Below are 23,759 nucleotides of genomic sequence, written 5' to 3'. Positions count from 1 at the left end.
ATCATCCGAAGGGCGGGACGACTCAGGCCGTCTCGCCCGTCGGCAAGCGCTGCTCCAGCTTCCGGTGCAGCGCACTTTGCTCCGGCCAGTTGCGCATGAAGCGTGCGCGATCACGGGCAAAAGCTGCAATAAACGACGCCTGAGAGCTGTGTTGCTGCATGGCATCCAGGTCGATCAGCGCCCAGCGGTCCTCCTGCCAGAACACATTGTGTCCCTTGAAATCACCATGACTGATGCGCTCGCGAATCAATTGCGCGAACAGCGTATCGAGCGCCTGCAACTCGCTTTCGGGCACATCACCGGTTTCTACGTAGGGCGCAAAACGCTTGATGATGTCAGGACCCTTCAGGAACTCGGTAATCAGATAGGCTTTGCTGCGCATACCCAGCACGCGCTCTTCGCGCACCGCCAGAGGCTTGGGCGTCGCGATGCCCAGAAACGCCAGCCGATTGGCCTCGCGCCATGAATGCCAGGCCCGGCTAGGGCGCCAGAAGCGCTTGAGCCAGTGGCTGAAATTCTTGATGTTGTAGCGTTTGATGACCAGGGCGCGGCCACCCACTTCCACACGCCCGACGCTGGCGGCACCGCCGGTCTTGTAAAGATGCCCGTCATCGAGCAAGGCGTCGGCCTGATCCAGTACCGGCAGCATCGCCGCCTCTTCTTCACGACGAATCGCCTGAAACACCGAAGCACTGTCCTTGACGCTGAACAGGCTACAGTCGCGACCGGTCTTGTCGAGAAAGTCCTTCAGGCGCCAATTGCGAATCTTGTCGATCTGTTTCTGCAGCGCCTCCATCGGCAAGCCATGCTCGGCGTTGCTCAACAGGTAATGCACCAGCAATTCTTCGGTGAACGGCTCGAACGCGCGGGGCAACTGGGCAAAGAATACGCCGAGGTTTTCCAGGACTTTCTGACGTGACAACGGCTGCCCGGCCTGCTCGGCACGAATGCCTGCGCCGTCGATCATGTACAGCTTGCCGTCATGGCGCAGCAGGTTGTCCAGGTGCAGATCTTCCTGCCACAGGCCTTTGGCGTGCAGCAGGGCAATCGCCGAGAGCGCTTCGCCAAGCACGGTCTGTTGCTCATCGGTCAGCGGGGATTGGTGCTGCACGGCATTCCAGGCGTCGCCCAGGCTTGGCGCGGTCTCAAGAAACTCGAACAACAGCCAGCCGCCCTCGCCTTCCTGCAGACCGTCAGCCAGCAGCAAAGGCGTCGTCACGCCCTGCTCGGCCAACAGACGTACGCCGCTCAGTTCACGCTGAAAATGCCGGGCGGCCTTGCTGCCGACCAGCAGTTTGGCCAGCACTGTGCGACCACGCCAGACACCCGCACCCACGTAGCGCTGACCGGGCAATACACGCAGCAGGGTCAGCAGTTGCAGTTCGGCGCTGCCTGCGGCATCGGCCAGGGTCAGGCTCATCGGCAGCTCAGGCTTGCGCCCGGCGTTCTTGAGATCGGACAAACGCATCAACGGGTCTCTTTCTGGTCACGGTGTTGAAGGTCACGCTTGTGCTGGCCTCGCTGTCCGAGGCGCGCACGCCAGGCATTGACCTGTTCGCTGTCGGGACCGGCCTGCAGGTAGGCGGCCAGCAGTTCGCGCTGATCGGCTTCTGTCCACATACGCGCACGGCGCAACAGCGGTTCCAGATCCTTGACCCGGTCACGCCGGCCGAAGATCACCGGCCGGGTCTTTTCCAGATCGATCAGTTGCGCCTGACAGCCCGCCTGATCGGTCCGCAGAAAAATATGCTTGGGATAGAAACACCCATGGATCTGCCCCGCGCCGTGCAGCGTGCGCGCCAGCAGCCCACAAGCCTTGAGAATAGCGGATCGCGCGGCGCCGCCCAGTTCCGTCCAGCCTTGCAGCAGTTCATCCAGATCGGTCCAGCCGTCCAGCGCACGCGTCATCAGGATCGCCCGACGCTCGCCATCGACCCTGCTCTCGCCGTAAACCGCCGCCTGCAAGGCCGGGATACCCAGCTTCTGGTAGCGGCTGATGTTGCGAAACTCACGGGAAAACGACGGCTCGCCAAACGGATGATGCAACGTGTGGGTCAGGTAATTGCTCTGGCGCTTGAGGTAAAAACCCTGGCCGTCCAGATCCAGCCGGAACACGCTGCTCCAGCCGCCTCGTCCGGTATTGGGCTCATCGACTGCGTCCAGCTTCAGTTTCCACAGCGACTCGAAATCGGTCAGGCCGTGGCGCTCCAGCAGGGGCCGGTCGGCGCTGGCAATAAACACGCTCATTCGCGCCCCTCGAAAAAGCTGACGACATGACGGATACGCTTTTTGTCGGAGGCGTTCAGACGCGCACGCTGACGGTATTGCAGGTAAAAGCGCAGCCGCTGGGTGGCGGACAGGTGGTACTTGGCGACCTTGTCCAGGCACGCCAGGTCCTTGGTGATCCGGTAGCGCAGCATGAAACTCCACCAGAAGGCCCCGTTGGGGCAATCGATGAAGAACAGCCGGGCCTGATCGTCCACCAGCAGGTTGCGCCACTTCAGGTCGTTATGGGTGAAGTGATGGTCGTGCATGATCCGTGTGTAGGACGCAAGCTGGCGGCTGATGCCATCCACCCACTGCCTGTCGGACAACAGCGGATCCTTGCGCTGCGCCAGGGCAGACATGTCTTCGGTATTGGGCAGTTCGCGGGTGATCAACGCACCACGGTCATAGGCTGCGCCGTTGCGCTCGAGCCCCCAGGCCACCACTTCAGCCGTAGGAATGCCCCATTTTGCGAAACGCTTGAGGTTCTGCCACTCGGACTTGACGCGAGGCCGCCCCAGATAACGTCGCAGGCCTTTGCCAGCGCCCACGTAGCGTTTGACGTAGTAATTGACCCCGGCGCGCTGAACCCGAATCACCTCCGACAGCGGATCACGGGTCAGGCGCTCGCCCTGCAAGGCAAACACAGCGTCCAGGTCTCCGAAGTCTTCAGCCAGAAACGCGTACGCAGGCTCCAGGTTCCAACCCGCCATCAGAGCGCATCCCCGTATCGCAATTTACGCTGATAAAGCTTGTCGGCCTTTGTCTCCAGCCAGCCGAGCAGCTTCGCTTCCCTGACCAGTATTTCCCGCAACGGCTTCTGAAAGTAGCCCTTGAGAAAGCGCAGTTTGTCGCGACGCGTGAGACCGATGTCCAGCGCCGAGAAATACAGCGCCGCCAGGTCCTTGTTGCGCCAGCGCGGGGTGATCGCCCGACGGGTCTGGGCGCGGTGCAGGTCGATGACCGACAACCTGAAGTCGTCAGCCGTGACGGGCTTGTCGGTGTGCAACAGAAAATGGCAGATGTAACAGTCGCGGTGGTTGACCCCGGCGCGGTGCATCATCCCGACCAGTCGCGCGACCTCGGCGATGTACGCCCGCTTGAGGCGCGGCTCGGGCGGCTCGTTGCGCCAGTTGATACTGACGTCTTCAAGGCTGGTGGTGGGTGCCAGTTCTTCGGTGACGATGAACGAGTGCTGCGCGGCCGGGTTGTTGCCGCGTTCGCCATAGGCCACGGCAGTCATGGTCGGTACGCCGACTTCATGCAGCCGCTCTATTGCGTCCCACTCCTTGCCTGCGCCCAGCACCGGCAACTTGGCGGTGACCAGATTCTTCGCGATTTCGCCCCAGCCGATGCCGCGATGGATCTTCACGAAATAGCCGCGTCCGTCGACTTCGGTGCGCAGTGTCCGGCGACCTTCGAGTTCGCGATACACCTCACCGCTCAAGGCCTCGACCTCGGCGAACGCATCGCGCCCGGCCCACAGGCTTTTGAACGGTTCAGCAAGGAACAGCTTCATCAATAGTGCTCCGCCAGAATCACATCGGCAGCGTGCTGCGGCATGCTGTAAAGGTCCGCCGTATCAGCGAACGCCAGGCCGTTTCGGCCCCAGTTGCTGCGCGCCGCATCGTCCTTGAGCATGTCTGCCAGATAACGATTGAGCTGCGCCTGTTCGAACGGCTCATCCAGCACCAGACCGCAGTCGGCTTCGGCGATGTAATGGGCATAGCCACACACGGCGCTGACCAGAACGGGCAAACCCGCCACCAGCGCTTCAAGCAGCACGGTGCCGGTGTTCTCGTTGTAGGCCGGATGAATCAGAACGTCAGCGCCCATCAGGAAACGCGGAATGTCACTGCGACCTTTCATGAAGGTCACTTGATCACCCAGACCCAATGCAGCGCTTTGCAGTTGGAATACCTTGGGGTCGTCCTGGCCGATTACAAACAGCCGCGTGCGTTTCTTCAGCTCGGCTGGCAGTGCCGCCAACGCCTTGAGGCTGCGATCCACGCCTTTCGTCTTGAAACCTGAGCCGATCTGAACCAATAACAGGTCATTTTCAGCAAGGCCGAACTCCTGCCTGAAGCCTGAACGAATCTCCGGTGCTTCAGGGGGCGCCCGTCGATCCGGAGAAATGCCAGGCGGCAACAGATGGAAACGTGACAGCGGCGTATCGTAATGCTTGATGAACAGCGGCTGCTGAACCTCGGAAATCATCAGGACCTGGGTCTTCGCGTCCCTGGCGAAAACTGCACGCTCATAGTCGGAAAAGTGGCGGTAGCGACCCCACTTGCGATACAGCGGACTGCGCAGGTTCTGCGCCTTGTCCTCGAAGCAGCCGTCAGCCGCGTAGTAGACGTCCAGACCTGGCATCTTGTTGAAGCCGATCAGGCGGTCCACCGGGCGTTTGGCCAGATCCGCCTCCATCCACGCGCTGAGTTTTTCATTGCGGCGATGGTTGAAAAAGGCTTTGACCGGCGCGACCAGCACCTCGAAGCCGGGCGGCACGTCGCCTTCCCAGATCAGGGTGTAGACGCGAATCTGATGACCGCGCTTCTGGCACTCCAGCGCGATGCGCATGAAGTCGCGTTGCAGTCCGCCGAACGGAAAGTATTTGTACAGGACGAAAGCCAGTTGCATCAGCCAGGTTCCTTTGCCAGCAACAGCGCGCCCAGTTGGCTCGCTACTCGCTCGGGATTCAGGCGAGTGAAGCACGGTGGCCACTCGCGTTTAAGGTCAAACCGGCGCTGATCGTCAGCGGTCGGCTGGTACGTGCATTTCTTTTGCAGGCACGGCGCGCAGCTCGGGTAATCGGAGGCCAGATGCACCTGCGATTTACCGTAGGCTCCGGTCAGCACCGGGTTGGTCGGCCCGAACAGCGAAACGGTCGGCACATCCAGCGCGGCGGCCAGATGACCGATACCGGTGTCCACTGCCACGCAGGCCTGGGCCTGAGCCAGCACCCGCGCCACGCCTGCAAGATTCAATTTGGGCAGCACCTGCGCCGCGTCCAGTCCGTCGGCGATACGCTCGGCACGGGCCTTTTCAGCCGGATTGCCCCACGGCAGGCGCACTTGCAGACCTTGAGCGGCCATCCGTTCAGCCAACTGCCGCCAGTACAGCTCCGGCCAGTGTTTGGTGTCCCAGGTGGTGCCGTGCAGAAACAGCACGAAGGGTGCCTGCGGCGCGTCATCCTGAGCAGTCAGTTTGTTCAACCCGTAGTCACCGATGCCGGCCGGGACGCTGTAGCCCAGCGCCTGCGCGAACAACTGGCGCAAACGCTCGACCGCGTGCTGTCCGCGTGCCACCGGGTAGCGCTGGTCATAGAAACGGCTGGCGACCGGCTCGCGTGCCGAGTCACGGTCCAGACCGGCCACCGGCGCATCGACATAACGGGTCAGCCAGGCGCTTTTGAACAGCCCCTGAGCGTCGATCACCAGGTCATAACGCTGCTCGCGCAAACGGGCCTTGAAGCCACGCCACTCACCGTTTCTGAAGGTCTGCCACAGGTTCTTGCGCCAGCGGCGGATCGCCACCGGAATGACTGTATCGACAGCCGGATGCCAGGCCGGAATCTCGGCAAAGCCTTCTTCCACCACCCAGTCGAAGCGGATGCCCGGCAGCGCACGGGCCGCGTCGGTCAGCGCGGGCAAGGCATGGATCACATCGCCCAGCGAAGACGTCTTGATCAGCAATACCCGCAACGTCAGACGACCTCTACCGGAGTGCTGTCCAGGCGGCCCAGCGCCTGGATCACTGCGCCCGGCTCAAGCAGGCGCATGCAGTTGTAATGGCCGAAACGGCAGGTGCGGTCAAAGCAAGGGCTGCACTCGATGCCCAACTGGACAACCTCGACCTCGTCGGCCAGCGGCGGAGTAAACGCTGGCGATGTCGAGCCATACACGGCTACCAGCGGACGATTCAGCGCCGCCGCAACGTGCATCAGACCGGAATCGTTGGAGACGACCGAGTCGGCACACGACAGCAGATCGATGGCTTCGGCCAGCGAGGTCTGCCCGCTCAGGTTGACGGACTCTTCACGCAGACCAGGAATCAGGTTCTCGCGGATGGTCTCGCCGACCGGATGATCCTTCTGCGAGCCGAACAGCCAGACCTGCCAGCCTTCGCGGATTCGCGCATCGGCGACCTGCGCGTAGTGCTCGGCGGGCCAGCGCTTGGACTCGCCGAACTCGGCACCAGGGCACAGTGCCAGCACCGGACGGTCCAGCGTCAGCCCGAACTTGGCCAGCGCCGCATCGCGGGTTGCCGAGTCGATCTGCAGGCTTGGCTTGGGGTAAGGCCGAGGCAATTCCGCGTTCTTGTCGTAGGCCAGCGCCATGAAGCGCTCGATCATCAGCGGATAACGTTCTTTATCCAGAGTGCGTACATCGTTGAGCAGCCCGTAGCGGAACTCGCCACGCCAGCCGGTGCGCTGTTTGATGCCTGCGAAAAAAGGCACCAGCGCGGACTTCAGCGAATTGGGCAGCAGAATCGCCTGATCGTACTGGCCGGCCAGGGACTTGCCGATGCGACGGCGCGTAGCCAGTTCCAGAGCGCCATGGCCGAGGGGAAAGCTGAGCGCAGCGCGCACTTCGGGCATGCGCTCCAGCAGCGGACGACTCCACTCAGGTGCCAGCACATCGATCTGGCACTCGGGATGACGCTGTTTCAGGCACTGGAACAGCGTTTGCGCCATCACCATGTCACCGACCCAGCTAGGCCCAACGATCAGAATATTCATGTTTCATCCAAAAACGACCGGAAACGATCAGGGAGGCCGATCAGACTGCGTGACGTTCCCACACAACCTGTCGCCTCCCTGTCATAGCTTTATATAGTCTTGTTGTGAACGAACGGCATGTCGTCCGTTCAGCTCAACCCCATCTGCGCCCAGATCCGCATCACTTCACGCCGTTCGCAATGAAACTGATCGCCGCTGACCACACCCGCTTGCTTCTGCAACGCCTGACGGTGCGCCGCCGAACGGTACGCCTTGTAGGCTTCGCGCAACAGGCTGGCATCGGCGTCGGGCAACAACCCGGCCTCTTCCAGCCCTTCGAGAATACGAATGTTATCGGTGTATTGCAGCAGCCCCGGATGCTCTCTGGACCACGCCAAGGCCGCGTATTGCACCATAAATTCGATATCGACGATACCTCCGGCGTCCTGCTTGAGGTCGAACGGCATGGAGGACTCAAAGGCATTGGCTCCCCTGCCCGCCGCCGTCAGGCGGCTGCCGAGGTTGTCACGCATCTTGGCGCGCATCTCGCTGACTTCGGCGCGCAGCTTGTCCAGATCGCGCTCGCGACCCAGCACGTCGGCGCGCACCTTCTCGACTTCGCGGCCCACATCGGGGCTGCCGGTCAGTACACGGGCGCGGACCAGTGCCTGATGCTCCCAGGTCCAGGCCTCCTTGTCCTGATAACGCGCGAAAGCGCCCAGCGAACTGACCAGCAGCCCCGAGGCGCCGGACGGACGCAGCCGCATGTCGACATCATACAGCTGGCCGGAGTTGGTCTGAGTGGTCAGCAGGTGAATGATCCGTTGCCCCAGCCGGGTAAAGAACTGCGCGCTGTCGATCGGTCTGGCGCCGTCGGTTTCGGTCTGCGGGTCGCCGTCATGAATGAACACCAGGTCAAGGTCGGACCCGTGGCCCAGCTCGATGCCACCCACCTTGCCGTACCCGACAATCACGAAACCCGGATCGCATAACGTGCCGTCAGGCCGCGACGGCGTGCCGTGTCGCGCCACACTGTGACGCCAGGCCAGCGCCAGTACCTGTTCAAGTATCGCCTCGGCCAGCCAGGTCAGGTAGTCGCTGACTTTCATCAATGGCAGGCTGCCGGTGATTTCCGACGCCGCCACTCGCAGGCTATGGGCCAGCTTGAAATGCCGCAGCGCTTCCATTTGCTGCTCAAGGTCATCCTCGGGAATGCGGATCAACCGCTCGCGCAGTTCGGCGGCCAGCTCAGGCGCCAGTGGCGGATTGAACAGACGGCCTTCATTGAGCAACTCATCGAGCAGCAACGGGAAGCGGGCGATCTGTTCGGCGATCCACGGACTGGCGGCGCACAGGGTCAGCAAACGGCGCAGCGCGTCGGGGTTCTCGGTGAGCAGCACCAGATAGGCCGAACGCCGGGCCACCGCTTCCACCAGCGGCAACACGCGCTCAAGCACCAGATCAGGTTTGTCATGCTCCACCGCCTGCGCCAGCAGACGTGGAATAAAGGCGTCCAGACGCTCGCGACTGAGGCGCTGCATCGAACGCAGGTGCGGACTGCTACGCAGGTTCGCCAGATGCTTGATCGCTGTCTCGGCGTTGACGAAGCCGGCCTGGGAAAGCTGGCGACTGGCGGCCTCTTCATCCTGGGATTCTTCCCACAATGGCAGCCATTCGCCGCCGACGATGACTTCGCTGTCGTCCTCCTGCTCTTCATCAGGGTCGGAATCGGGATCGGCGATGACCTGACGGAAATGCCAGGACACGCGGCCACGCCAGTACATCAGTCGTTCGTGAAAGCTCGCCCAGTCCGAAAAGCCCATCATCAGCGCGATGCGCGCCTGATCTTGCTCGTTATCCGGCAGCATCTGGGTCTGCCGGTCGGCAATCGCCTGAATCGCATGTTCGGTGTAGCGCAGGAACTCATAACCTTCGCGCAATTCTTCGGTCACGGCGCCAGGCAGATAACCCTGGCCTTCCAGGGTCTTCAGGACCTTGAACAACGGCCGCTGCTGAAGGCTCAAGTCGCGACCGCCGTGAATCAGCTGAAAGGCCTGGGCGATGAATTCGACTTCACGAATACCGCCTGCGCCGAGCTTGATGTTCTCCGCCATGCCCTTGCGCTTCACTTCCTGCTGAATGAGCTGCTTCATGGTGCGCAGCGCTTCGATGGCCGAGAAATCCAGATAACGGCGATAGACGAACGGACGCAGCATTTCCAGCAACTCGGCGCCCGCCTTCTGATCGCCGCCCACCACGCGGGCCTTGATCATCGCGTAGCGTTCCCAGTCGCGGCCCTGATCCTGGTAATACTGCTCCAGGGCATTGAAGCTGAGCACCAATGCCCCGGATGAACCGTAAGGCCGCAGGCGCATGTCGACGCGAAACACAAAGCCATCGACGGTTACCGGGTCCAGCGCTTTGATCAGCCGCTGCCCCAGACGAATGAAGAACTCCTGATTGTCGAGCGGGCGTTTTACGCCGACGGTCTCGCCGCCTTCCGGGTAGCCGAAGATCAGATCGATGTCGGACGACAGGTTCAACTCGACCGCGCCCAGCTTGCCCATGCCCAGAATCACCATCTGCTGCGGCAGCCCCGTGCGACGCCCGGTGGGCGTGCCGAACTGCTGGCAGAGACGCTCGTGCAGCCAGTGACAGGCCAGGTCGATGCAGGCATCGGCCATGTCCGACAGGTCGCGGCAGGTCTCGATCAGGTCTGCCTGACGCGTCAGGTCCCGCCAGATAATCCGCACTTGATGCCGCATGCGTTGGCGACGTAGATTACGCCCCAACTCATCGTCAGTGGTCGCGGTGCTCAAGGCGTCGGCGATTTGCCCGCGCAACTCGCCTGCCGAGAAGCTACGCTCCAGTTCGCCTGAATCGGCCATGTCCAGCAGCATGCGTGGATCGCGGCAAATCTGCTCGGTGACGAAATCGCTGGCTGCGCAGACCCGGTCGAACGCCAGGCGGCGCGACTCGGGCCAAGCTTCGAAAGAAGTCAGTGCATCGGCAGATAAATCAGCGAGCGCTGTACGAAATGTCTGTTGTGCACGGGTAATCAATGGCAGCAGGATGGCCGGAAAATCGGCCAGTAAAGGTAGGCTCATGGTCTATCCTTGATCGGCGTGCAACGGGCTACCTGCCATGACTGCGAGATTGACCTGCCACTGCCGCTTGTCGAACAAAGGTTATAAATTGCTGGAAAAATCGTTTTAGAAGCATAAAATTCCGACTTTTTACCGCAACACATTCGAAACACATCAACAGTAACGTTTTATCTCACAACACAACAGGAGCGATTTGGTCGCTTCTCTGTAGTTTTACTACTGGCTACGTAACTCGGAGGGCTGAAATAGTCGTCGATTTGTAGTAAAACTACACGCCGCCGGGCCAACCTCCGGTAATCCAAGAATTTATGTCGTCTGCCCACAAGGCCAGTCGCAAACTCAGGCAACCGATTCTGGAAGCCTTTCCGCCCTGGAGCAAGCCATGCAAGACCTCGATCCCGTCGAAACCCAGGAATGGCTGGACGCCCTGGAATCGGTTCTCGACAAAGAAGGCGAAGACCGTGCTCATTACCTGATGACCCGTCTGGGCGAACTCGCCACCCGCAGTGGTTCGCAGCTGCCTTACGCCATCACCACGCCTTACCGCAACACGATTCCTGTCACCCACGAAGCACGCATGCCTGGCGACCTGTTCATGGAACGCCGCATTCGCTCGCTGGTGCGCTGGAACGCGTTGGCCATGGTTGTCAAAACCAACCTGAACGACCCGGATCTGGGCGGTCACATTTCGAGCTTCGCCTCCAGTGCCACGCTGTATGACATCGGCTTCAACTACTTCTTCCAGGCCCCGACCGACGAACACGGCGGCGACCTGATCTACTTCCAGGGTCACGCATCGCCAGGCGTTTACGCCCGTGCGTTCATGGAAGGCCGCATCACCGAAGATCAGATGAACAATTTCCGTCAGGAAGTCGATGGCAATGGCCTGTCGTCTTATCCACACCCGTGGCTGATGAAAGATTTCTGGCAGTTCCCGACTGTATCCATGGGCCTTGGCCCGATCCAGGCGATCTACCAGGCACGCTTCATGAAGTACCTGGAACACCGCGGCTTCATCCCGGAAGGCAAGCAGAAAGTCTGGTGCTTCCTGGGCGACGGCGAGACCGACGAGCCGGAATCCCTGGGCGCCATCGCCCTGGCCGGTCGCGAGAAGCTGGACAACCTGATCTTCGTCGTGAACTGCAACCTGCAGCGTCTGGACGGTCCGGTTCGCGGCAACGCCAAGATCATCCAGGAACTGGAAGGCGTGTTCCGTGGTGCTCAGTGGAACGTCACCAAAGTCATCTGGGGCCGCTTCTGGGACCCACTGCTGGCCAAGGACGTCGACGGCATCCTGCAACGTCGCATGGACGAAGTCATCGACGGCGAATACCAGAACTACAAGGCCAAGGACGGCGCGTTCGTCCGTGAGCACTTCTTCAACTCGCCTGAACTCAAGGCGATGGTTGCCGATCTGTCCGACGACGAGATCTGGAAACTCAACCGTGGTGGTCATGACCCGTACAAGGTCTACGCGGCCTATCACGAAGCCGTCAACCACAAGGGTCAACCGACCGTGGTTCTGGCCAAGACCATCAAGGGTTATGGCACCGGCGCCGGTGAAGCGAAAAACACTGCGCACAACACCAAGAAGGTCGATGTCGACAGCCTGCGTCACTTCCGTGACCGTTTCGACATCCCGGTCAAGGACTCCGAACTCGAAGCCCTGCCGTTCTACAAGCCGGAAGAAGGCAGCGCCGAAGCCCGTTACCTGAGCGAGCGCCGTGCCGCACTGGGCGGTTTCGTGCCACAGCGTCGCGCACAGAGCTTCAACCTGCCGACGCCGCCGCTGGAAACCCTCAAGGCCATCCTTGACGGTTCGGGCGACCGCGAAATCTCCACCACCATGGCGTTCGTGCGCATCCTGACCCAACTGGTCAAGGACAAGGAAATCGGCCAGCGCATCGTTCCGATCATCCCGGACGAAGCCCGTACCTTCGGTATGGAAGGCATGTTCCGCCAGCTGGGCATCTACTCCTCCGTCGGCCAGCTTTACGAGCCAGTCGATAAAGAGCAGGTGATGTTCTACCGCGAGGACAAGAAGGGTCAGATCCTCGAGGAAGGCATCAACGAAGCGGGCGCCATGTCCTCCTTCATCGCTGCAGGTACCTCGTACAGCAGCCACAACCAGCCGATGATTCCGTTCTACATCTTCTACTCGATGTTCGGTTTCCAGCGTATCGGCGACCTGGCCTGGGCTGCTGGCGACAGCCGCACCCGTGGCTTCCTGGTCGGCGGCACCGCCGGTCGTACCACACTGAACGGCGAAGGCCTGCAGCACGAAGACGGTCACAGCCACATCCTGGCTTCGACCATCCCGAACTGCCGCACCTTCGACCCGACCTACGGTTACGAGCTGGCTGTCATCATTCGTGAAGGCATGCGCCTGATGTTCGAAGAACAACAGGACGTTTTCTACTACCTGACCGTGATGAACGAGTCCTACACCCAGCCAGCCATGCCGGCCGGCGTGGAAGACGGCATCATCAAGGGCATGTACCTGCTCGAAGAAGACACCAAGGAAGCGGCGCACCACGTCCAGTTGCTGGGCTCGGGCACCATCCTGCGTGAAGTTCGCGAAGCGGCGAAGATTCTGCGTGACGAGTTCAACATCGGCGCTGACGTCTGGAGCGTAACCAGCCTCAACGAACTGCGTCGCGACGGTCTGGCGGTAGAGCGCAACAACCGCCTGCACCCGGGCCAGAAGCCTGAGCTGAGCTACGTCGAGCAGTGCCTGAACGGTCGCAAGGGTCCGGTCATCGCATCGACCGACTACATGAAGCTGTTCGCTGACCAGATTCGTCAGTGGGTTCCAACCAAGGAATACAAAGTACTGGGCACCGACGGTTTCGGCCGTAGCGACAGCCGCAAGAAGCTGCGTCACTTCTTTGAAGTCGACCGTCACTTCGTTGTGCTGGCAGCCCTGGAAGCCTTGGCTGATCGCGGCGATATCGAACCTAAAGTCGTGGCTGAAGCCATTGCAAAGTTCGGCATCGATCCAGAAAAACGCAATCCACTGGACTGCTAAGAGTCTGCTTCAAGAGCGCTGATCAGGGCGTGAACAGCCGAAGATGCGGAATTTACCTCGCGTAAATGAGCATCCAAGGCTGTTTTGCTGTAACTGAACCAGCGTATTCGTGAGTGAACAGGTTCTCCCAAGGAGATACAGAGTGAGTGAGCTAATTCGCGTACCCGACATCGGCAACGGTGAAGGTGAAGTCATTGAATTGATGGTCAAGGTCGGTGATCGCATCGAAGCTGACCAGAGCGTTCTGACGCTTGAGTCCGACAAGGCAAGCATGGAAATCCCGGCTCCCAAGGCGGGCGTGATCAAGGCCATGAAGGTCAAGCTGGGCGACCGCCTGAAAGAAGGCGACGAGTTGTTCGAGCTGGAAATCGAAGGCGAAGCGGCTGCCGCGCCGGCCGAGGCCGCACCTGCTGCAGCTCCGGCTGCTGCCGAGAAACCTGCTGAAGCCGCACCGGCTCCCGCCGCAGCACCAGCGCCTGCCGCTGCCGCTTCGGTACAAGACATCCACGTGCCGGACATCGGCTCGTCGGGCAAGGCCAAGATCATCGAACTGATGGTCAAGGTCGGCGACAGCATCCAGGCCGATCAATCGCTGATCACCCTGGAATCCGATAAAGCCAGCATGGAGATCCCGTCTCCAGCCGCGGGCGTTGTCGAAAGCATCGAAGTCAAACTGGACCAGGAAGTCGGCACCGGCGACCTGATCCTCAAGCTGAAAGTCGAAGGCGCAGCCCCTGCCGCCGCTCCTGCTCCGGCAGCCAGCGCACCGGCGGCCGCACCGGCCAAGACTGAAGCCGCACCGGCTCCGGCCGCAGCACCTGCTCCCAAGGCAGAAGCCGCGCCAGCACCGGCTGCACCGGCCAAAGACGGCGCCAAGGTCCATGCAGGCCCGGCGGTTCGTCAACTGGCCCGCGAATTCGGCGTCGAGCTGAACGCTGTCAGCGCCACCGGCCCACACGGCCGCGTGCTGAAGGAAGACGTTCAAACTTACGTCAAGGCCATGATGCAGAAGGCCAAGGACGCACCCGCCGGCGGCGCAAGCGGCGGCATGGGCATCCAGCCGATCCCGGAAGTCGATTTCAGCCGTTTCGGCGAAATCGAAGAAGTGCCGATGACTCGCCTGATGCAACTGGGCGCAACCGGTCTGCACCGCAGCTGGTTGAACATCCCGCACGTCACGCAATTCGACCAGGCCGACATCACTGAACTGGAAGCTTTCCGCGTCGCGCAGAAAGGCGCTGCCGAGAAGGCTGGCGTCAAGCTGACCGTTCTGCCTCTGCTGCTCAAGTCCTGCGCCCACCTGCTCAAGGAGCTGCCTGACTTCAACGCCTCGCTGGCACCAAGCGGCAAGGCTGTGATCCGCAAGAAGTACGTGCACATCGGTTTCGCCGTGGACACCCCGGACGGCCTGCTGGTCCCGGTCATCCGCGACGTCGACCAGAAGAGCCTGCTGCAACTGGCTGCCGAAGCCGCTGCACTGGCCGAGAAAGCACGCACCAAGAAGCTGACCGCCAACGACATGCAGGGCGCCTGCTTTACCATCTCCAGCCTCGGTCACATTGGCGGCACTGGCTTCACGCCAATCGTCAACGCGCCGGAAGTGGCGATCCTGGGTGTTTCCAAGGCTACCATCCAGCCTGTCTGGGACGGCAAAGCCTTCCAGCCAAAGCTGATGCTGCCTCTGTCGCTGTCCTACGATCACCGCGTGATCAACGGCGCGGCCGCTGCCCGCTTCACCAAGCGCTTGAGCGAATTGCTGGCGGACATCCGCACAATCCTGCTGTAAGCCCGAGCAGGCCCGCCTCACAGCGGGCCTTGCCGCACGTGTTTACGAGCTGCCACGCTCGAACCTCAACCCCGCCTTCAAGCGGGGCTTTTTTTGCCTGCAGATTGGTTGTCATCGGTGACGTGCGACGGTTGTTGTGCACAATCGCGCCCATGCTCTGCGCGCATCGTTATACACAAGTCTGGAGGACGCTCGAAACGGGGCGAAAAAGGAAAGTGTCTGGCTGAATGCCTCCCACAGTCCGTAGTTGCAGCAAGACTTGGGTATAACGCTGAGCGCAAGCATGGGCGTGATCGGCGTGCTTGAGATTACGCTGATCGTTCCTACGCTCCGCGTGGGAATGCCGCTCAGGACGCTCCGCGTCCGCACTTGAATGTGGCGCAGATGCGTGGCCAAGCTCCAGCGTTACCCACGTCATGCGCTCGGCTCACTGAGTCCGCAATCTGTGCCATTTGTGACGCGGAGCGTCACGGGAGGCATGCCCACGCGGAGCGATGGGCACGATCAGGGGTGAAGCAGACTTGTGTATAACGATGAGCGCTATGCATAGGCATGCCCCAGCAGAAACACGCCTTTTTCCCCTCAAAACTGAATCGTTTCGCCTATCCGACCATCTGCGCTGAAGAACTGGCTCTTGCGGCCGACACTTTTATAGCACTAAGCCACCGTGGTCTCTTGTAAGCATTGCCCGCATGATGCAACCTTGCCATACGCGGAAACAGGCCTTTGGCCCAACGCAATCAGTATTCCGGAAGCGAATTTGTTGATGAAGAGCCAGACCGATGCTGCCGGTAGATCCGCAGCCGAGGTAGTGACGCAATTGCCTGTGCCTTCGCGCCTGGGCATGCTGCGTTTCGAGCGGCTTAACGAAGCCAATTGGGCGCTGTTGTACCTCGACGCTAACTGTGAAAAACAGTTCGGCCTGCCTGCCGTGGATCTCTGCGCCCTGATTGGCTCGCCCTACGCCAGCCTGATGGAGCCAGAAGCGCGCTATCAGTTGCATGACGAGGTGCAATTGCAGCTGGCGACATCCAACAATTACAGCATTCGCTACACACTGCACACGCCCAGAGGCCCGCTTGGCCTTCTGGAAATCGGTGAAGCCTACAAACAGCACAATCGCCATCTGCTGCGCGGTTATTTCCTCATCGTCGAAGACGCTCTTGCAGAAGGCGAAGTGGCGGTCGACAGTGACCTGGAAACCCGCAACTCCCGCCTGCAGATCGCCCTGGAGCTGAACCAGCGCGCGCAGCGTGATCAATATGCGCATCTGGAGCGCGTCCGCGCCCAGCAAGACCTGATCCTGCGCCTGACGCGGCATCGCTACACCACCACCAATACCCTGCTGGAAGCTGCAGAGCTGATCACCAAAAGCGCCTGCGTCATCTACGACGTGGACCGCGCCAGCATCTGGAACCTCAATGACAAGTGCATGGAGCCGATCGCCGATTACCACCGGCTGACCGGCGACTACCGGTCTCGTGCAGTCATTGATGTCAGCCCTTACCCCAGCTACCTGCAGGCACTGCACACCAGCCGGGCGATTGATGCGTTCAACATTCAGTCCGATCCGCGCACGCGTGAGCTGGCCGAGAGCCTCCGTCCTCAGCAAACCAACGCCACCCTCGACGCAAGCATTCGCATCGACGGCCAGGTGGTGGGTGTGCTGTGCCTTGAACAGACCGGCTCGACGCGTGAATGGCAGTCCGACGAGATCGCCTTTGCCGGTGAGCTGGCCGACCAGTTCGCGCAGGTCATCAACAACCTGAATCGCCGCGCCGCGACCAATGCCTTGCATTTGTTCCAGCGTGCGGTCGAGCAAAGCGCCAATGCCTTTCTGCTGGTCAACTGCGACGGCGTGGTCGAGTACGTCAACCCGAGCTTCACGGCCATCACCCAATACAGCTCCGAAGAGGTCGCAGGCCGCAAACTCTCTGAATTACCTGCGCTGGAAAACCTCAACGAATTGCTGCTGGAAGCCAATTCCAGCCTGACCACCAGCAACAGCTGGCAGGGCGAGTTCAAGAGCCGACGCAAGAATCTGGAACCCTACTGGAGTCAGCTGTCGATCTCCAAGGTGTACGGCGACAACCGCGAGCTGACGCATTACATCGGCATTTACGAAGACATCACCCAGAGCAAGCTGGCCCAGCAGCGCATCGAGCGCCTGGCCTACACCGACAACCTGACCAACCTGGGCAACCGGCCTGCGTTCATTCGCAATCTGGACGAACGCTTCGACCGTGACACCGATACGCCCATGAGCCTGCTGCTGGTCGATATCGACAACTTCAAGCGCATCAACGACAGCCTCGGCCACCAGACCGGCGACAAGCTGCTGATCAGCCTTGCACGCCGCCTGCGTAACACCTTGAGCCCGACGGACGTCTTGGCGCGTTTTGCCAGTAACGAGTTTGCCGTGCTGCTCGATAACACCGATCAGGAAGCGGGTCAGAATATCGCCAGCCAGGTACTGGCGACGCTGGACAAGCCGATGTTCGTCGACAACCAGTTGATCAGCGTCACCGGCTCCGTGGGCCTGGCCTGCGCGCCACTGCATGGGCGTGATCCGCAAACGCTGATGAAGAACGCGGGGCTGGCGCTGCACAAAGCCAAGGCCAACGGCAAACATCAGGTACAAGTGTTCACTGAAGCACTCAACGCCGAGGCGAGCTACAAGCTGTTCGTCGAGAACAACCTGCGCCGTGCCCTGACGCAGAACGAGCTGGAAGTGTTCTATCAGCCCAAGCTGTGCCTGTTATCCGGCAGGCTGATCGGTATGGAAGCGCTGCTGCGCTGGAACCATCCTGAAAAAGGCATGATTCGTCCCGACCAGTTCATCAGCGTGGCGGAAGAAACCGGCCTGATCATTCCGATCGGCAAGTGGGTCGCGCGCCAGTCCTGCCGCATGAGCAAGGACCTGACCGCAGCGGGCTTCGGCAATCTGCAAGTGGCCATCAACGTTTCGCCCAAACAGTTCTCCGACCCGGAGCTGGTGTCCTCGATTGCCTCGATCCTCAAGGAGGAAGAGCTGGACGCCTCGCTGCTGGAGCTGGAACTGACCGAAGGCTTGTTGCTGGAAGCCACCGAAGACACGCGCCAGCAGCTGGACTCGCTGAAGAAGCTTGGCCTGTCGCTGGCCATGGACGACTTCGGCACTGGCTACTCGTCTTTCAGTTATCTGAAGAAATTTCCCATCGACGTGATCAAGATCGATCGCAGCTTCATCCGCGATATTCCGGATGACGAAGACGACATGGAAATCACGTCGGCGGTCATCGCCATGGCGCACAACCTCAAGCTCAAGGTGGTCGCCGAAGGCATTGAAACCGCCGCCCAACTGGCTTTCCTGCGCCGTCATCGCTGCGACGTCGGGCAGGGTTATCTGTTCGACAGACCGATCCCGGGCGAAGCGCTGATCGAGAAGCTGCAGCGTTACCCGCGCCGACCGTCGGCCTGATCCCTCTTCCTGCACCCAGCCCAGTCGGGCACACTGTCGGTCTGTTTTTACACGGCAGCACTTGTTTCTACGTGTAACGGGACCTATGTAATTGCATTCATCTGTCCTGGCCCCTGCTGCCTGTCTCTAAACGAGAGGATATGGTTCATGACTCTGCGCTCGGAAATTCTAGTGAACAAGAACGTACTGCCTACCAAAGAACAAGCACTGCCGGGCCGCGAAATACCCATGGCGCTGCCTGAAACCCACTACGTCAACGGCAACCCGCTGCTCGGGCCGTTCTCCAACAACGTGGAATTCGCCATCTTCGGCATGGGTTGCTTCTGGGGCGCAGAACGCCGCCTGTGGCAACAGGAAGGTGTCGTGAGCACCGTGGTTGGCTACGCGGGCGGACACACGCCGAACCCGACTTACGAAGAAGTCTGCTCCGGCCTCACCGGCCACACCGAAGTGGTGCTGGTGGTCTACGAGCCTGAAAAGATCAGCTATGAGTCGCTGCTTAAAGTGTTCTGGGAAGCGCACAACCCGACCCAGGGCATGCGTCAGGGCAACGACATCGGCACGCAATACCGCTCGGTGATCTACTGCACCACGCCTGAACAGCTCGATACAGCCAAGACCAGTGCCGAGATTTTCCAGGCAGAACTGAGCAAGGCCGGTCTGGGCGGGATCACCACAGAAATCGAAGAGGCACCGACCGTGTTCTTCGCCGAGGCGTATCACCAGCAGTACCTGGCCAAGAATCCGCAGGGCTATTGCGGCCTGGGCGGTACCGGGGTTTGTCTGCCGGCCTGATGGCTACGACTGATCATGCCCATCGTTCCGCATGGGCATGCAGCCCGTGACGCTCTGCGTCACCTTCGATAGCGGACGCGAAGCGTCCTGAGAGGCGTTACCACGCTGGAGCGCTCATCGTTATACACAAATCGACCTGAAGGAACGCAGTGCCCGAAAGTGGGAGCGGACTTGTCCGCGAATACTGCGTTTCAGACGCTGGATCTTTGTCGGATGTACCAGCTTTCGCGGACAAACGGAACGCTGCCCGGTCCGCTCCCAAGGCCGAAATAGTGCCCGCTCCAGATGCGCGTTGCGACTTGTGTATAACGATGAGCGCTGGAGTGGAACGATCAGTCATTCACTCCGCAATCAACCAATCCATCTTCCAGCCGCCCTGGGTCTGGCCCAGTTTGTCGGCCAGGTACGGCATCAGCTCGCGCAGTTCTTCTTCAAGGCCCCACGGTGGGTTGGCGATGGCCAGGCCTGAGCCGTTGAGGCTGGCCGGGGTGTCCAGCGGGTGGACATACAATTCAACGCGCAGCAACTTGGGTGCGCCGGTCTCGGCGAGGTCCTGATAGAAGCGTCTCAGCAGGCGTGGATCCTTGATCGGATACCAGATAGCGGCCACGGTCTGACGCATGCGGCCGATGGTTTCTTTCAGCGCCACAGCGCAGCGCTTCATTTCATCGAGCTGTTCGAACGGCGGATCGATGAGCATCACGGCACGCTTTTCGGCAACCGGCAGCAAGGCACGCGGTACATGCCAGCCTTCGCCCAGGTGAACGGCAACGCGGCGGTCGCCCTTCATGTTTTCCTTGAGCAGACGCCCATCTTCGGGGTGCTTCTCGTTGAGCAGCACACGTTCGCGCTCGCGGGTCAGGCGGCGGGCCAGCTCGGGCGAACCGGGGTAATAGCGCAGCTCGCCATCCGGGTTCATGTCGCGCAGTACCTGCAGGTAATCGGCAGCCAGCGCAGGCACGTCCGCCGCTTCCCAGAGACGGCCGATGCCTTCCAGCCATTCGCCGGTACGGGTGGCCTGATCACCCTTGAGGTCGTACAGCCCGAGCCCTGCGTGGGTGTCGAGGTAGGCAAACGGCTGCTCCTTGCGCGCCATGAGGGCGATCAAGCGAGTCAGTGCGATGTGTTTGAACACGTCGGCGTGGTTGCCGGCGTGGTAGGCGTGACGGTAATTCATGGCAGCTCCTGGAAGGCTGCGCAGTTTAGCAAAACTGAGCGGTGAACAAGAATTTGTAACGAATTTGCGGGACCGATCCCTTTCCTTTGCAGGACATTTCCGAGAAACTCCCCGGCCCTTGTGCCTGTCGATCCCGGTCACTACTCTGCGCCGGTCGCTGCAAATTCAGCGATGAGGAATAGTAGCCCTCGTTCTCCAGGCGCACTGCGCCACCTTATGCAAGGCGCTTTTTTGCGGCCTGCTTTTATGGTGGTCGTGCGTGGGGCATCTTCGGGTGCACCGGGCTCCTGGACCGGGCTACTACCTGCGCATGATCACCACCCTCGTTTAGTAGCCGAAGGTGATGGTCTTCTTTGAAATTTCAGGAGATACATCACATGCTAAAAGTCGTTCCAGCCCCACCCGCTTTCAAAGCCAACCCCGACCTGAGCCATGAAGACGCGCTCATGCACGCCAGCGACCTGCTGCGCTGCGCCGTCACCAGCGCCTACGAATTCAGCGACAGCATGAGCGGCGCGCAACGCGACCTGACCCTATCGATCATGCACCTCACGGAAATGGCCAAAACCATGGTCGACCTGACGCTGGACAGCATGGCCACCGACTGAAAACGACACGTTCATAGCCAATCCGGCCATTGTTGATCAACGAGGGTTGCCCGAGCGCAAGGCTGCTACCAGAATCGAGGCACATTCGAACAAGGAAAGACACGCCATGATGCACGCGGACCTGATTGATCAAGAAGACCTGATTGGCCAATTCAGGGCGCTGGGCTTCGACATGCCCGGCGGCGCAACAGCCGAACAGGCCTGCGCCCACGTGGTACGAGGCCTCGACGCCGAACGCGCCACCGCACTTCGGCGTCTGGTCGAACAACTCCTGACCGGCAGCGCAACCATCCTGCCCGCCGTGCGCCAGGCCATCGACCAGCAACTGCTGCCTGCGCTGGCGGCGTACAGACAGAGTCAGGGCTGAATCAGGTGTGACGCGCAGTCCATCTTCAGACAACACGTACCCGACTGACGAAACATGATTCGTGTGGGAGGCGGCTTGCCGGCGAAGCGGTTTTCAGGCGCCAGGCAAGTGACTGAAGTGACGCTATCGCCGGCAAGCCGCCTCCCACGGTCCAGTGTCTGCGGCAAGCCCGCCCTCAACCCTGCGACAGGGTCTTGGCAATCACGTCAACCGTCGCACTGACCTGATCTTCATACCGCGCCAGTTCGCCCTTGTGCTTGTCCTTCAGGTCGATCTGCTGGGAGCACAGGTTCAGCGCTGTTCAAATGCAAAAGCATCTAGAGACCAGAAAAACCCCAATCCTGTAGCGGCGAGAGTTGAGAGAGAAATTCAAGATGCTCAATCGTCTTAACCTTTTGCAGATTCTTCAACTCCATCGGGCCACCCAGCGCGAGGGCAGGTACGAAGCCGTACATTTCATCAATTTCAAGCGGGCCGAGCTTTTTCAGGGCAAGCTCAAATAAATGATCCACGTCATTACGCTCTGGCTGCATCGTTGAAAAAAACAGTCGAGTACCGAAATCAAATTTTTCGCGACTCAGAACAGAAGGAATATATGAGTAGCGTGACAAATAACTACTGACTGATAAGCTATTAGCGGTATCTTCCCCCCACAGATAAATCTGCCCAAATGCACTACGTGCAATCACATAATATTTATCAAGTTCTGAAAATTTTGTGCCCACGAGCCATCGTTCAAGAATTGGCTCATAATCCTGCGGGTTAACAGTCCAGAACAATCCATTGGCATATCCGCACCACCCATAACTCTCCCAATATTGCAATAACTGAGCAGGCAACTTTCCTTCATATCGTTTAATGCTGGAGAATGGAACTGTATGACTTACGGTTGCCGGACCAAATTTCTTTAAAAAGAAAGCATAATCTTCATCCACTGCTAACTCTCCTTATCTGCATCGCTCAAGGCGGGCGTTAATATTGGTTGTATTGCGAAGCGCGTCAGGTATCTGGCTGGCGGCATTATCTAGCCCTCCTATACGACTAGACCATTGAGGTCCGATACTCGAATTAATACGTCGATCTCCTAAATCGTTGATAACATCTTTACCGCCTGCGACCATATCTGGGTTGTGCAGCGCTGCCAATGCTGTCATTTTTTGTGAAACGATTTTCTTGGCTTCTCTTTCTGCTTCTTCTAAACCCGCACCATCCAACCTCAACATGGCCGTGATTTTCGCCTCCATTTCAAGGCTGAGAACCTTACGCGCATCCTCTGCTATTTTCGGATCACGTATGGCATTACCGTTATTAAAAGCCTCCCGCCCCTTCAAATACTCATCCACCGTCAGATCATTCAGCCCCTTCTGTTGACCCGCCAATTGCCGGTCAAACTCAGGAATCCGATCAAAGTGTTTCGGGCTCACATTGAAGCATGGCACCTTGTGCTCGGGCATGCCCATCGGTTTTTTCGGTGAAGGCTGGTCCGTTTGGCGAGGGGAAGGTGGTGCCGGTTGTTCATCACGGCCAACTGCACTTCTACGCGGCTCGGATTGTGGCAGATCGGTGCGTTTCTTCAGGACGTCCTCATGGTTGAGCATCCACTGGCCGAGCCTTGCTCCCTTAGAGCTGGCCTGCATTTCGCTAGCCAGCACGGAAGCGTTACCACGACCACGGGTAAGGTAAGGTATGCAACGATGGCACCCAGTAACAGCAGCACCGCTTCCTCATGGCCTCGCGCGGTCTGATCTGCAGTTTCAACCCTGGCAGTGGGACAATCACCTTCGTGTAAAATCACCCCATCGCCTTGTTCTTTAATTATTCAGATATCAGGAAATCCCCAGTCTTGAAGCGGTGAGAGCTGCGAAAGAAACTCAAGATGCTCGATGACTTTAACTTTTTGTAGATTTTTCAGCTCCATAGGACCGCCGAGCGCGAGGGCGGGCACGAAGCCGTACATCTCATCGCTTTTAAGCATGCCAAGAGCATCAAGGGCCGGTTCAAAAAGCTCGATAAGATCATTATGATCAGGCTCTAGACACGAAAAAAAGACTCTAGCCCCAAGATCAAGATTGTCTTCCGTAAACGTTGAAGAATGTGAGGAGAAGCGACCCATCAGCGAGGATATTGTCAAGCAATGCCCTTTTTTCTCTCCCCACACATAAAGCATTCCAAAAGCACCGCGTGCAATGACATGATAATTGTCTTGACCATAAAACTCTGTACCGGCGAGCCACTGATCGAGTATTTCTTGATAGGGCTGAGGGTTGACAACCCAAAACATCCCACTTGCATATCCGCACCAACCGTACTCGCTCCAATAATCTAATAGCTGCTTGGGAAGTTTCCCTTGGTATCGAGCAATACTTGATTCTGGAACCTCTTCGCGAGTAATTGAAGGCCCAAAGTTTTTAACAAAATATGCATAATCCTCATCCACAACTTGCTC

Annotated in this window: 18 protein-coding genes and 1 pseudogene; 6 read left to right on the top strand and 13 right to left on the bottom strand. The window is 59.6% G+C overall.

Annotated elements, in window-relative coordinates:
- Positions 1–22: 22 nt before the first annotated feature.
- From AC0IXS_RS17410 to glnE, 8 genes are all read right to left on the bottom strand, one after another.
- A complete protein-coding gene (locus AC0IXS_RS17410; RefSeq protein WP_320471256.1) occupies positions 23–1,468 on the bottom strand; it encodes a lipopolysaccharide kinase InaA family protein in 1,446 nt (481 codons plus the stop codon).
- A complete protein-coding gene (locus AC0IXS_RS17405; protein ID WP_029243038.1) occupies positions 1,468–2,247 on the bottom strand; it encodes a lipopolysaccharide kinase InaA family protein in 780 nt (259 codons plus the stop codon). Before AC0IXS_RS17405 ends, AC0IXS_RS17410 begins: the two co-directional genes overlap by 1 nt.
- On the bottom strand, positions 2,244–2,978 hold the full coding sequence (locus tag AC0IXS_RS17400) for a lipopolysaccharide kinase InaA family protein (RefSeq protein WP_029243039.1): 735 nt from the start codon (positions 2,976–2,978) through the stop codon (positions 2,244–2,246). Before AC0IXS_RS17400 ends, AC0IXS_RS17405 begins: the two co-directional genes overlap by 4 nt.
- Positions 2,978–3,784 (bottom strand): lipopolysaccharide core heptose(I) kinase RfaP, encoded by an 807-nt coding sequence (rfaP, locus tag AC0IXS_RS17395; RefSeq protein WP_029243040.1) that lies wholly within the window; start codon positions 3,782–3,784, stop codon positions 2,978–2,980. Before rfaP ends, AC0IXS_RS17400 begins: the two co-directional genes overlap by 1 nt.
- The gene (locus tag AC0IXS_RS17390) at positions 3,784–4,905 is read right to left on the bottom strand and encodes a glycosyltransferase family 4 protein (RefSeq protein ID WP_122689857.1); all 1,122 of its coding nucleotides are present in this window, start codon (positions 4,903–4,905) and stop codon (positions 3,784–3,786) included. The genes rfaP and AC0IXS_RS17390 overlap by 1 nt, the downstream gene beginning before the upstream one ends.
- Complete coding sequence (waaC, locus tag AC0IXS_RS17385; protein WP_191953975.1) at positions 4,905–5,969, bottom strand: lipopolysaccharide heptosyltransferase I; 1,065 nt, start codon at positions 5,967–5,969, stop codon at positions 4,905–4,907. The genes AC0IXS_RS17390 and waaC overlap by 1 nt, the downstream gene beginning before the upstream one ends.
- A gap of 2 nt (positions 5,970–5,971) precedes the next feature.
- Positions 5,972–7,006, bottom strand: coding sequence for a lipopolysaccharide heptosyltransferase II (gene waaF, locus AC0IXS_RS17380; protein WP_004883410.1), 1,035 nt, complete (start codon positions 7,004–7,006; stop codon positions 5,972–5,974).
- Positions 7,007–7,134: 128 nt separating this feature from the next.
- On the bottom strand, positions 7,135–10,092 hold the full coding sequence (glnE, locus tag AC0IXS_RS17375; protein WP_191953974.1) for a bifunctional [glutamate--ammonia ligase]-adenylyl-L-tyrosine phosphorylase/[glutamate--ammonia-ligase] adenylyltransferase: 2,958 nt from the start codon (positions 10,090–10,092) through the stop codon (positions 7,135–7,137).
- A 382-nt stretch (positions 10,093–10,474) separates the two neighbouring features.
- Between glnE and aceE the strand changes: the two genes are divergently transcribed.
- The 4 genes from aceE to msrA all read left to right on the top strand — a co-directional run bounded on the left by aceE (position 10,475) and on the right by msrA (position 19,161).
- On the top strand, positions 10,475–13,120 hold the full coding sequence (gene aceE, locus AC0IXS_RS17370) for a pyruvate dehydrogenase (acetyl-transferring), homodimeric type (protein WP_471825274.1): 2,646 nt from the start codon (positions 10,475–10,477) through the stop codon (positions 13,118–13,120).
- Between the two features lie 142 nt (positions 13,121–13,262).
- Positions 13,263–14,906, top strand: coding sequence for a dihydrolipoyllysine-residue acetyltransferase (aceF, locus tag AC0IXS_RS17365; RefSeq protein ID WP_025993068.1), 1,644 nt, complete (start codon positions 13,263–13,265; stop codon positions 14,904–14,906).
- A gap of 766 nt (positions 14,907–15,672) precedes the next feature.
- Complete coding sequence (locus AC0IXS_RS17360; protein ID WP_057409687.1) at positions 15,673–18,366, top strand: putative bifunctional diguanylate cyclase/phosphodiesterase; 2,694 nt, start codon at positions 15,673–15,675, stop codon at positions 18,364–18,366.
- A gap of 147 nt (positions 18,367–18,513) precedes the next feature.
- Positions 18,514–19,161 (top strand): peptide-methionine (S)-S-oxide reductase MsrA, encoded by a 648-nt coding sequence (gene msrA, locus AC0IXS_RS17355; RefSeq protein WP_057409686.1) that lies wholly within the window; start codon positions 18,514–18,516, stop codon positions 19,159–19,161.
- A 340-nt stretch (positions 19,162–19,501) separates the two neighbouring features.
- On the opposite strand, the gene AC0IXS_RS17350 is transcribed toward msrA, so the two are convergent.
- On the bottom strand, positions 19,502–20,338 hold the full coding sequence (locus AC0IXS_RS17350) for a 23S rRNA (adenine(2030)-N(6))-methyltransferase RlmJ (protein WP_004888053.1): 837 nt from the start codon (positions 20,336–20,338) through the stop codon (positions 19,502–19,504).
- Positions 20,339–20,715: 377 nt separating this feature from the next.
- Here AC0IXS_RS17350 and AC0IXS_RS17345 point away from each other — a divergent pair, with 377 nt between their 5' ends.
- Positions 20,716–20,946, top strand: coding sequence for a DUF6124 family protein (locus AC0IXS_RS17345; protein WP_025995006.1), 231 nt, complete (start codon positions 20,716–20,718; stop codon positions 20,944–20,946).
- Between the two features lie 106 nt (positions 20,947–21,052).
- Complete coding sequence (locus AC0IXS_RS17340) at positions 21,053–21,313, top strand: hypothetical protein (protein WP_471825271.1); 261 nt, start codon at positions 21,053–21,055, stop codon at positions 21,311–21,313.
- A 175-nt stretch (positions 21,314–21,488) separates the two neighbouring features.
- Here AC0IXS_RS17340 and AC0IXS_RS17335 read toward each other — a convergent pair.
- From AC0IXS_RS17335 to AC0IXS_RS17320, 4 genes and pseudogenes are all read right to left on the bottom strand, one after another.
- A pseudogene (locus tag AC0IXS_RS17335) lies at positions 21,489–21,611 on the bottom strand (cell division protein ZapA); the annotation flags it as partial.
- Between the two features lie 19 nt (positions 21,612–21,630).
- Complete coding sequence (locus tag AC0IXS_RS17330; RefSeq protein ID WP_471825269.1) at positions 21,631–22,248, bottom strand: GAD-like domain-containing protein; 618 nt, start codon at positions 22,246–22,248, stop codon at positions 21,631–21,633.
- A 12-nt stretch (positions 22,249–22,260) separates the two neighbouring features.
- On the bottom strand, positions 22,261–22,950 hold the full coding sequence (locus AC0IXS_RS17325; protein ID WP_471825267.1) for a polymorphic toxin type 15 domain-containing protein: 690 nt from the start codon (positions 22,948–22,950) through the stop codon (positions 22,261–22,263).
- Positions 22,951–23,132: 182 nt separating this feature from the next.
- Complete coding sequence (locus AC0IXS_RS17320; RefSeq protein WP_471826260.1) at positions 23,133–23,750, bottom strand: GAD-like domain-containing protein; 618 nt, start codon at positions 23,748–23,750, stop codon at positions 23,133–23,135.
- Between the last annotated feature and the right edge of the window lie 9 nt (positions 23,751–23,759).

The organism is Pseudomonas sp. AC016 (assembly GCF_979253365.1).
This window is presented reverse-complemented; position numbering and strand designations above follow the sequence as displayed.

Bases quoted from the DNA above. Each gene is read 5' to 3' on its own strand.
- AC0IXS_RS17340 (WP_471825271.1), top strand. From the start codon at position 21,053: ATGATGCACGCGGACCTGATTGATCAAGAAGACCTGATTGGCCAATTC.
- AC0IXS_RS17360 (WP_057409687.1), top strand. From the start codon at position 15,673: ATGAAGAGCCAGACCGATGCTGCCGGTAGATCCGCAGCCGAGGTAGTG.
- AC0IXS_RS17390 (WP_122689857.1), bottom strand. From the start codon at position 4,905: ATGCAACTGGCTTTCGTCCTGTACAAATACTTTCCGTTCGGCGGACTG.
- AC0IXS_RS17345 (WP_025995006.1), top strand. From the start codon at position 20,716: ATGCTAAAAGTCGTTCCAGCCCCACCCGCTTTCAAAGCCAACCCCGAC.
- AC0IXS_RS17405 (WP_029243038.1), bottom strand. From the start codon at position 2,247: ATGAGCGTGTTTATTGCCAGCGCCGACCGGCCCCTGCTGGAGCGCCAC.
- waaF (WP_004883410.1), bottom strand. From the start codon at position 7,006: ATGAATATTCTGATCGTTGGGCCTAGCTGGGTCGGTGACATGGTGATG.
- AC0IXS_RS17350 (WP_004888053.1), bottom strand. From the start codon at position 20,338: ATGAATTACCGTCACGCCTACCACGCCGGCAACCACGCCGACGTGTTC.
- msrA (WP_057409686.1), top strand. From the start codon at position 18,514: ATGACTCTGCGCTCGGAAATTCTAGTGAACAAGAACGTACTGCCTACC.
- AC0IXS_RS17410 (WP_320471256.1), bottom strand. From the start codon at position 1,468: ATGCGTTTGTCCGATCTCAAGAACGCCGGGCGCAAGCCTGAGCTGCCG.
- rfaP (WP_029243040.1), bottom strand. From the start codon at position 3,784: ATGAAGCTGTTCCTTGCTGAACCGTTCAAAAGCCTGTGGGCCGGGCGC.
- aceE (WP_471825274.1), top strand. From the start codon at position 10,475: ATGCAAGACCTCGATCCCGTCGAAACCCAGGAATGGCTGGACGCCCTG.
- glnE (WP_191953974.1), bottom strand. From the start codon at position 10,092: ATGAGCCTACCTTTACTGGCCGATTTTCCGGCCATCCTGCTGCCATTG.
- AC0IXS_RS17400 (WP_029243039.1), bottom strand. From the start codon at position 2,978: ATGGCGGGTTGGAACCTGGAGCCTGCGTACGCGTTTCTGGCTGAAGAC.
- AC0IXS_RS17325 (WP_471825267.1), bottom strand. From the start codon at position 22,950: ATGCAGGCCAGCTCTAAGGGAGCAAGGCTCGGCCAGTGGATGCTCAAC.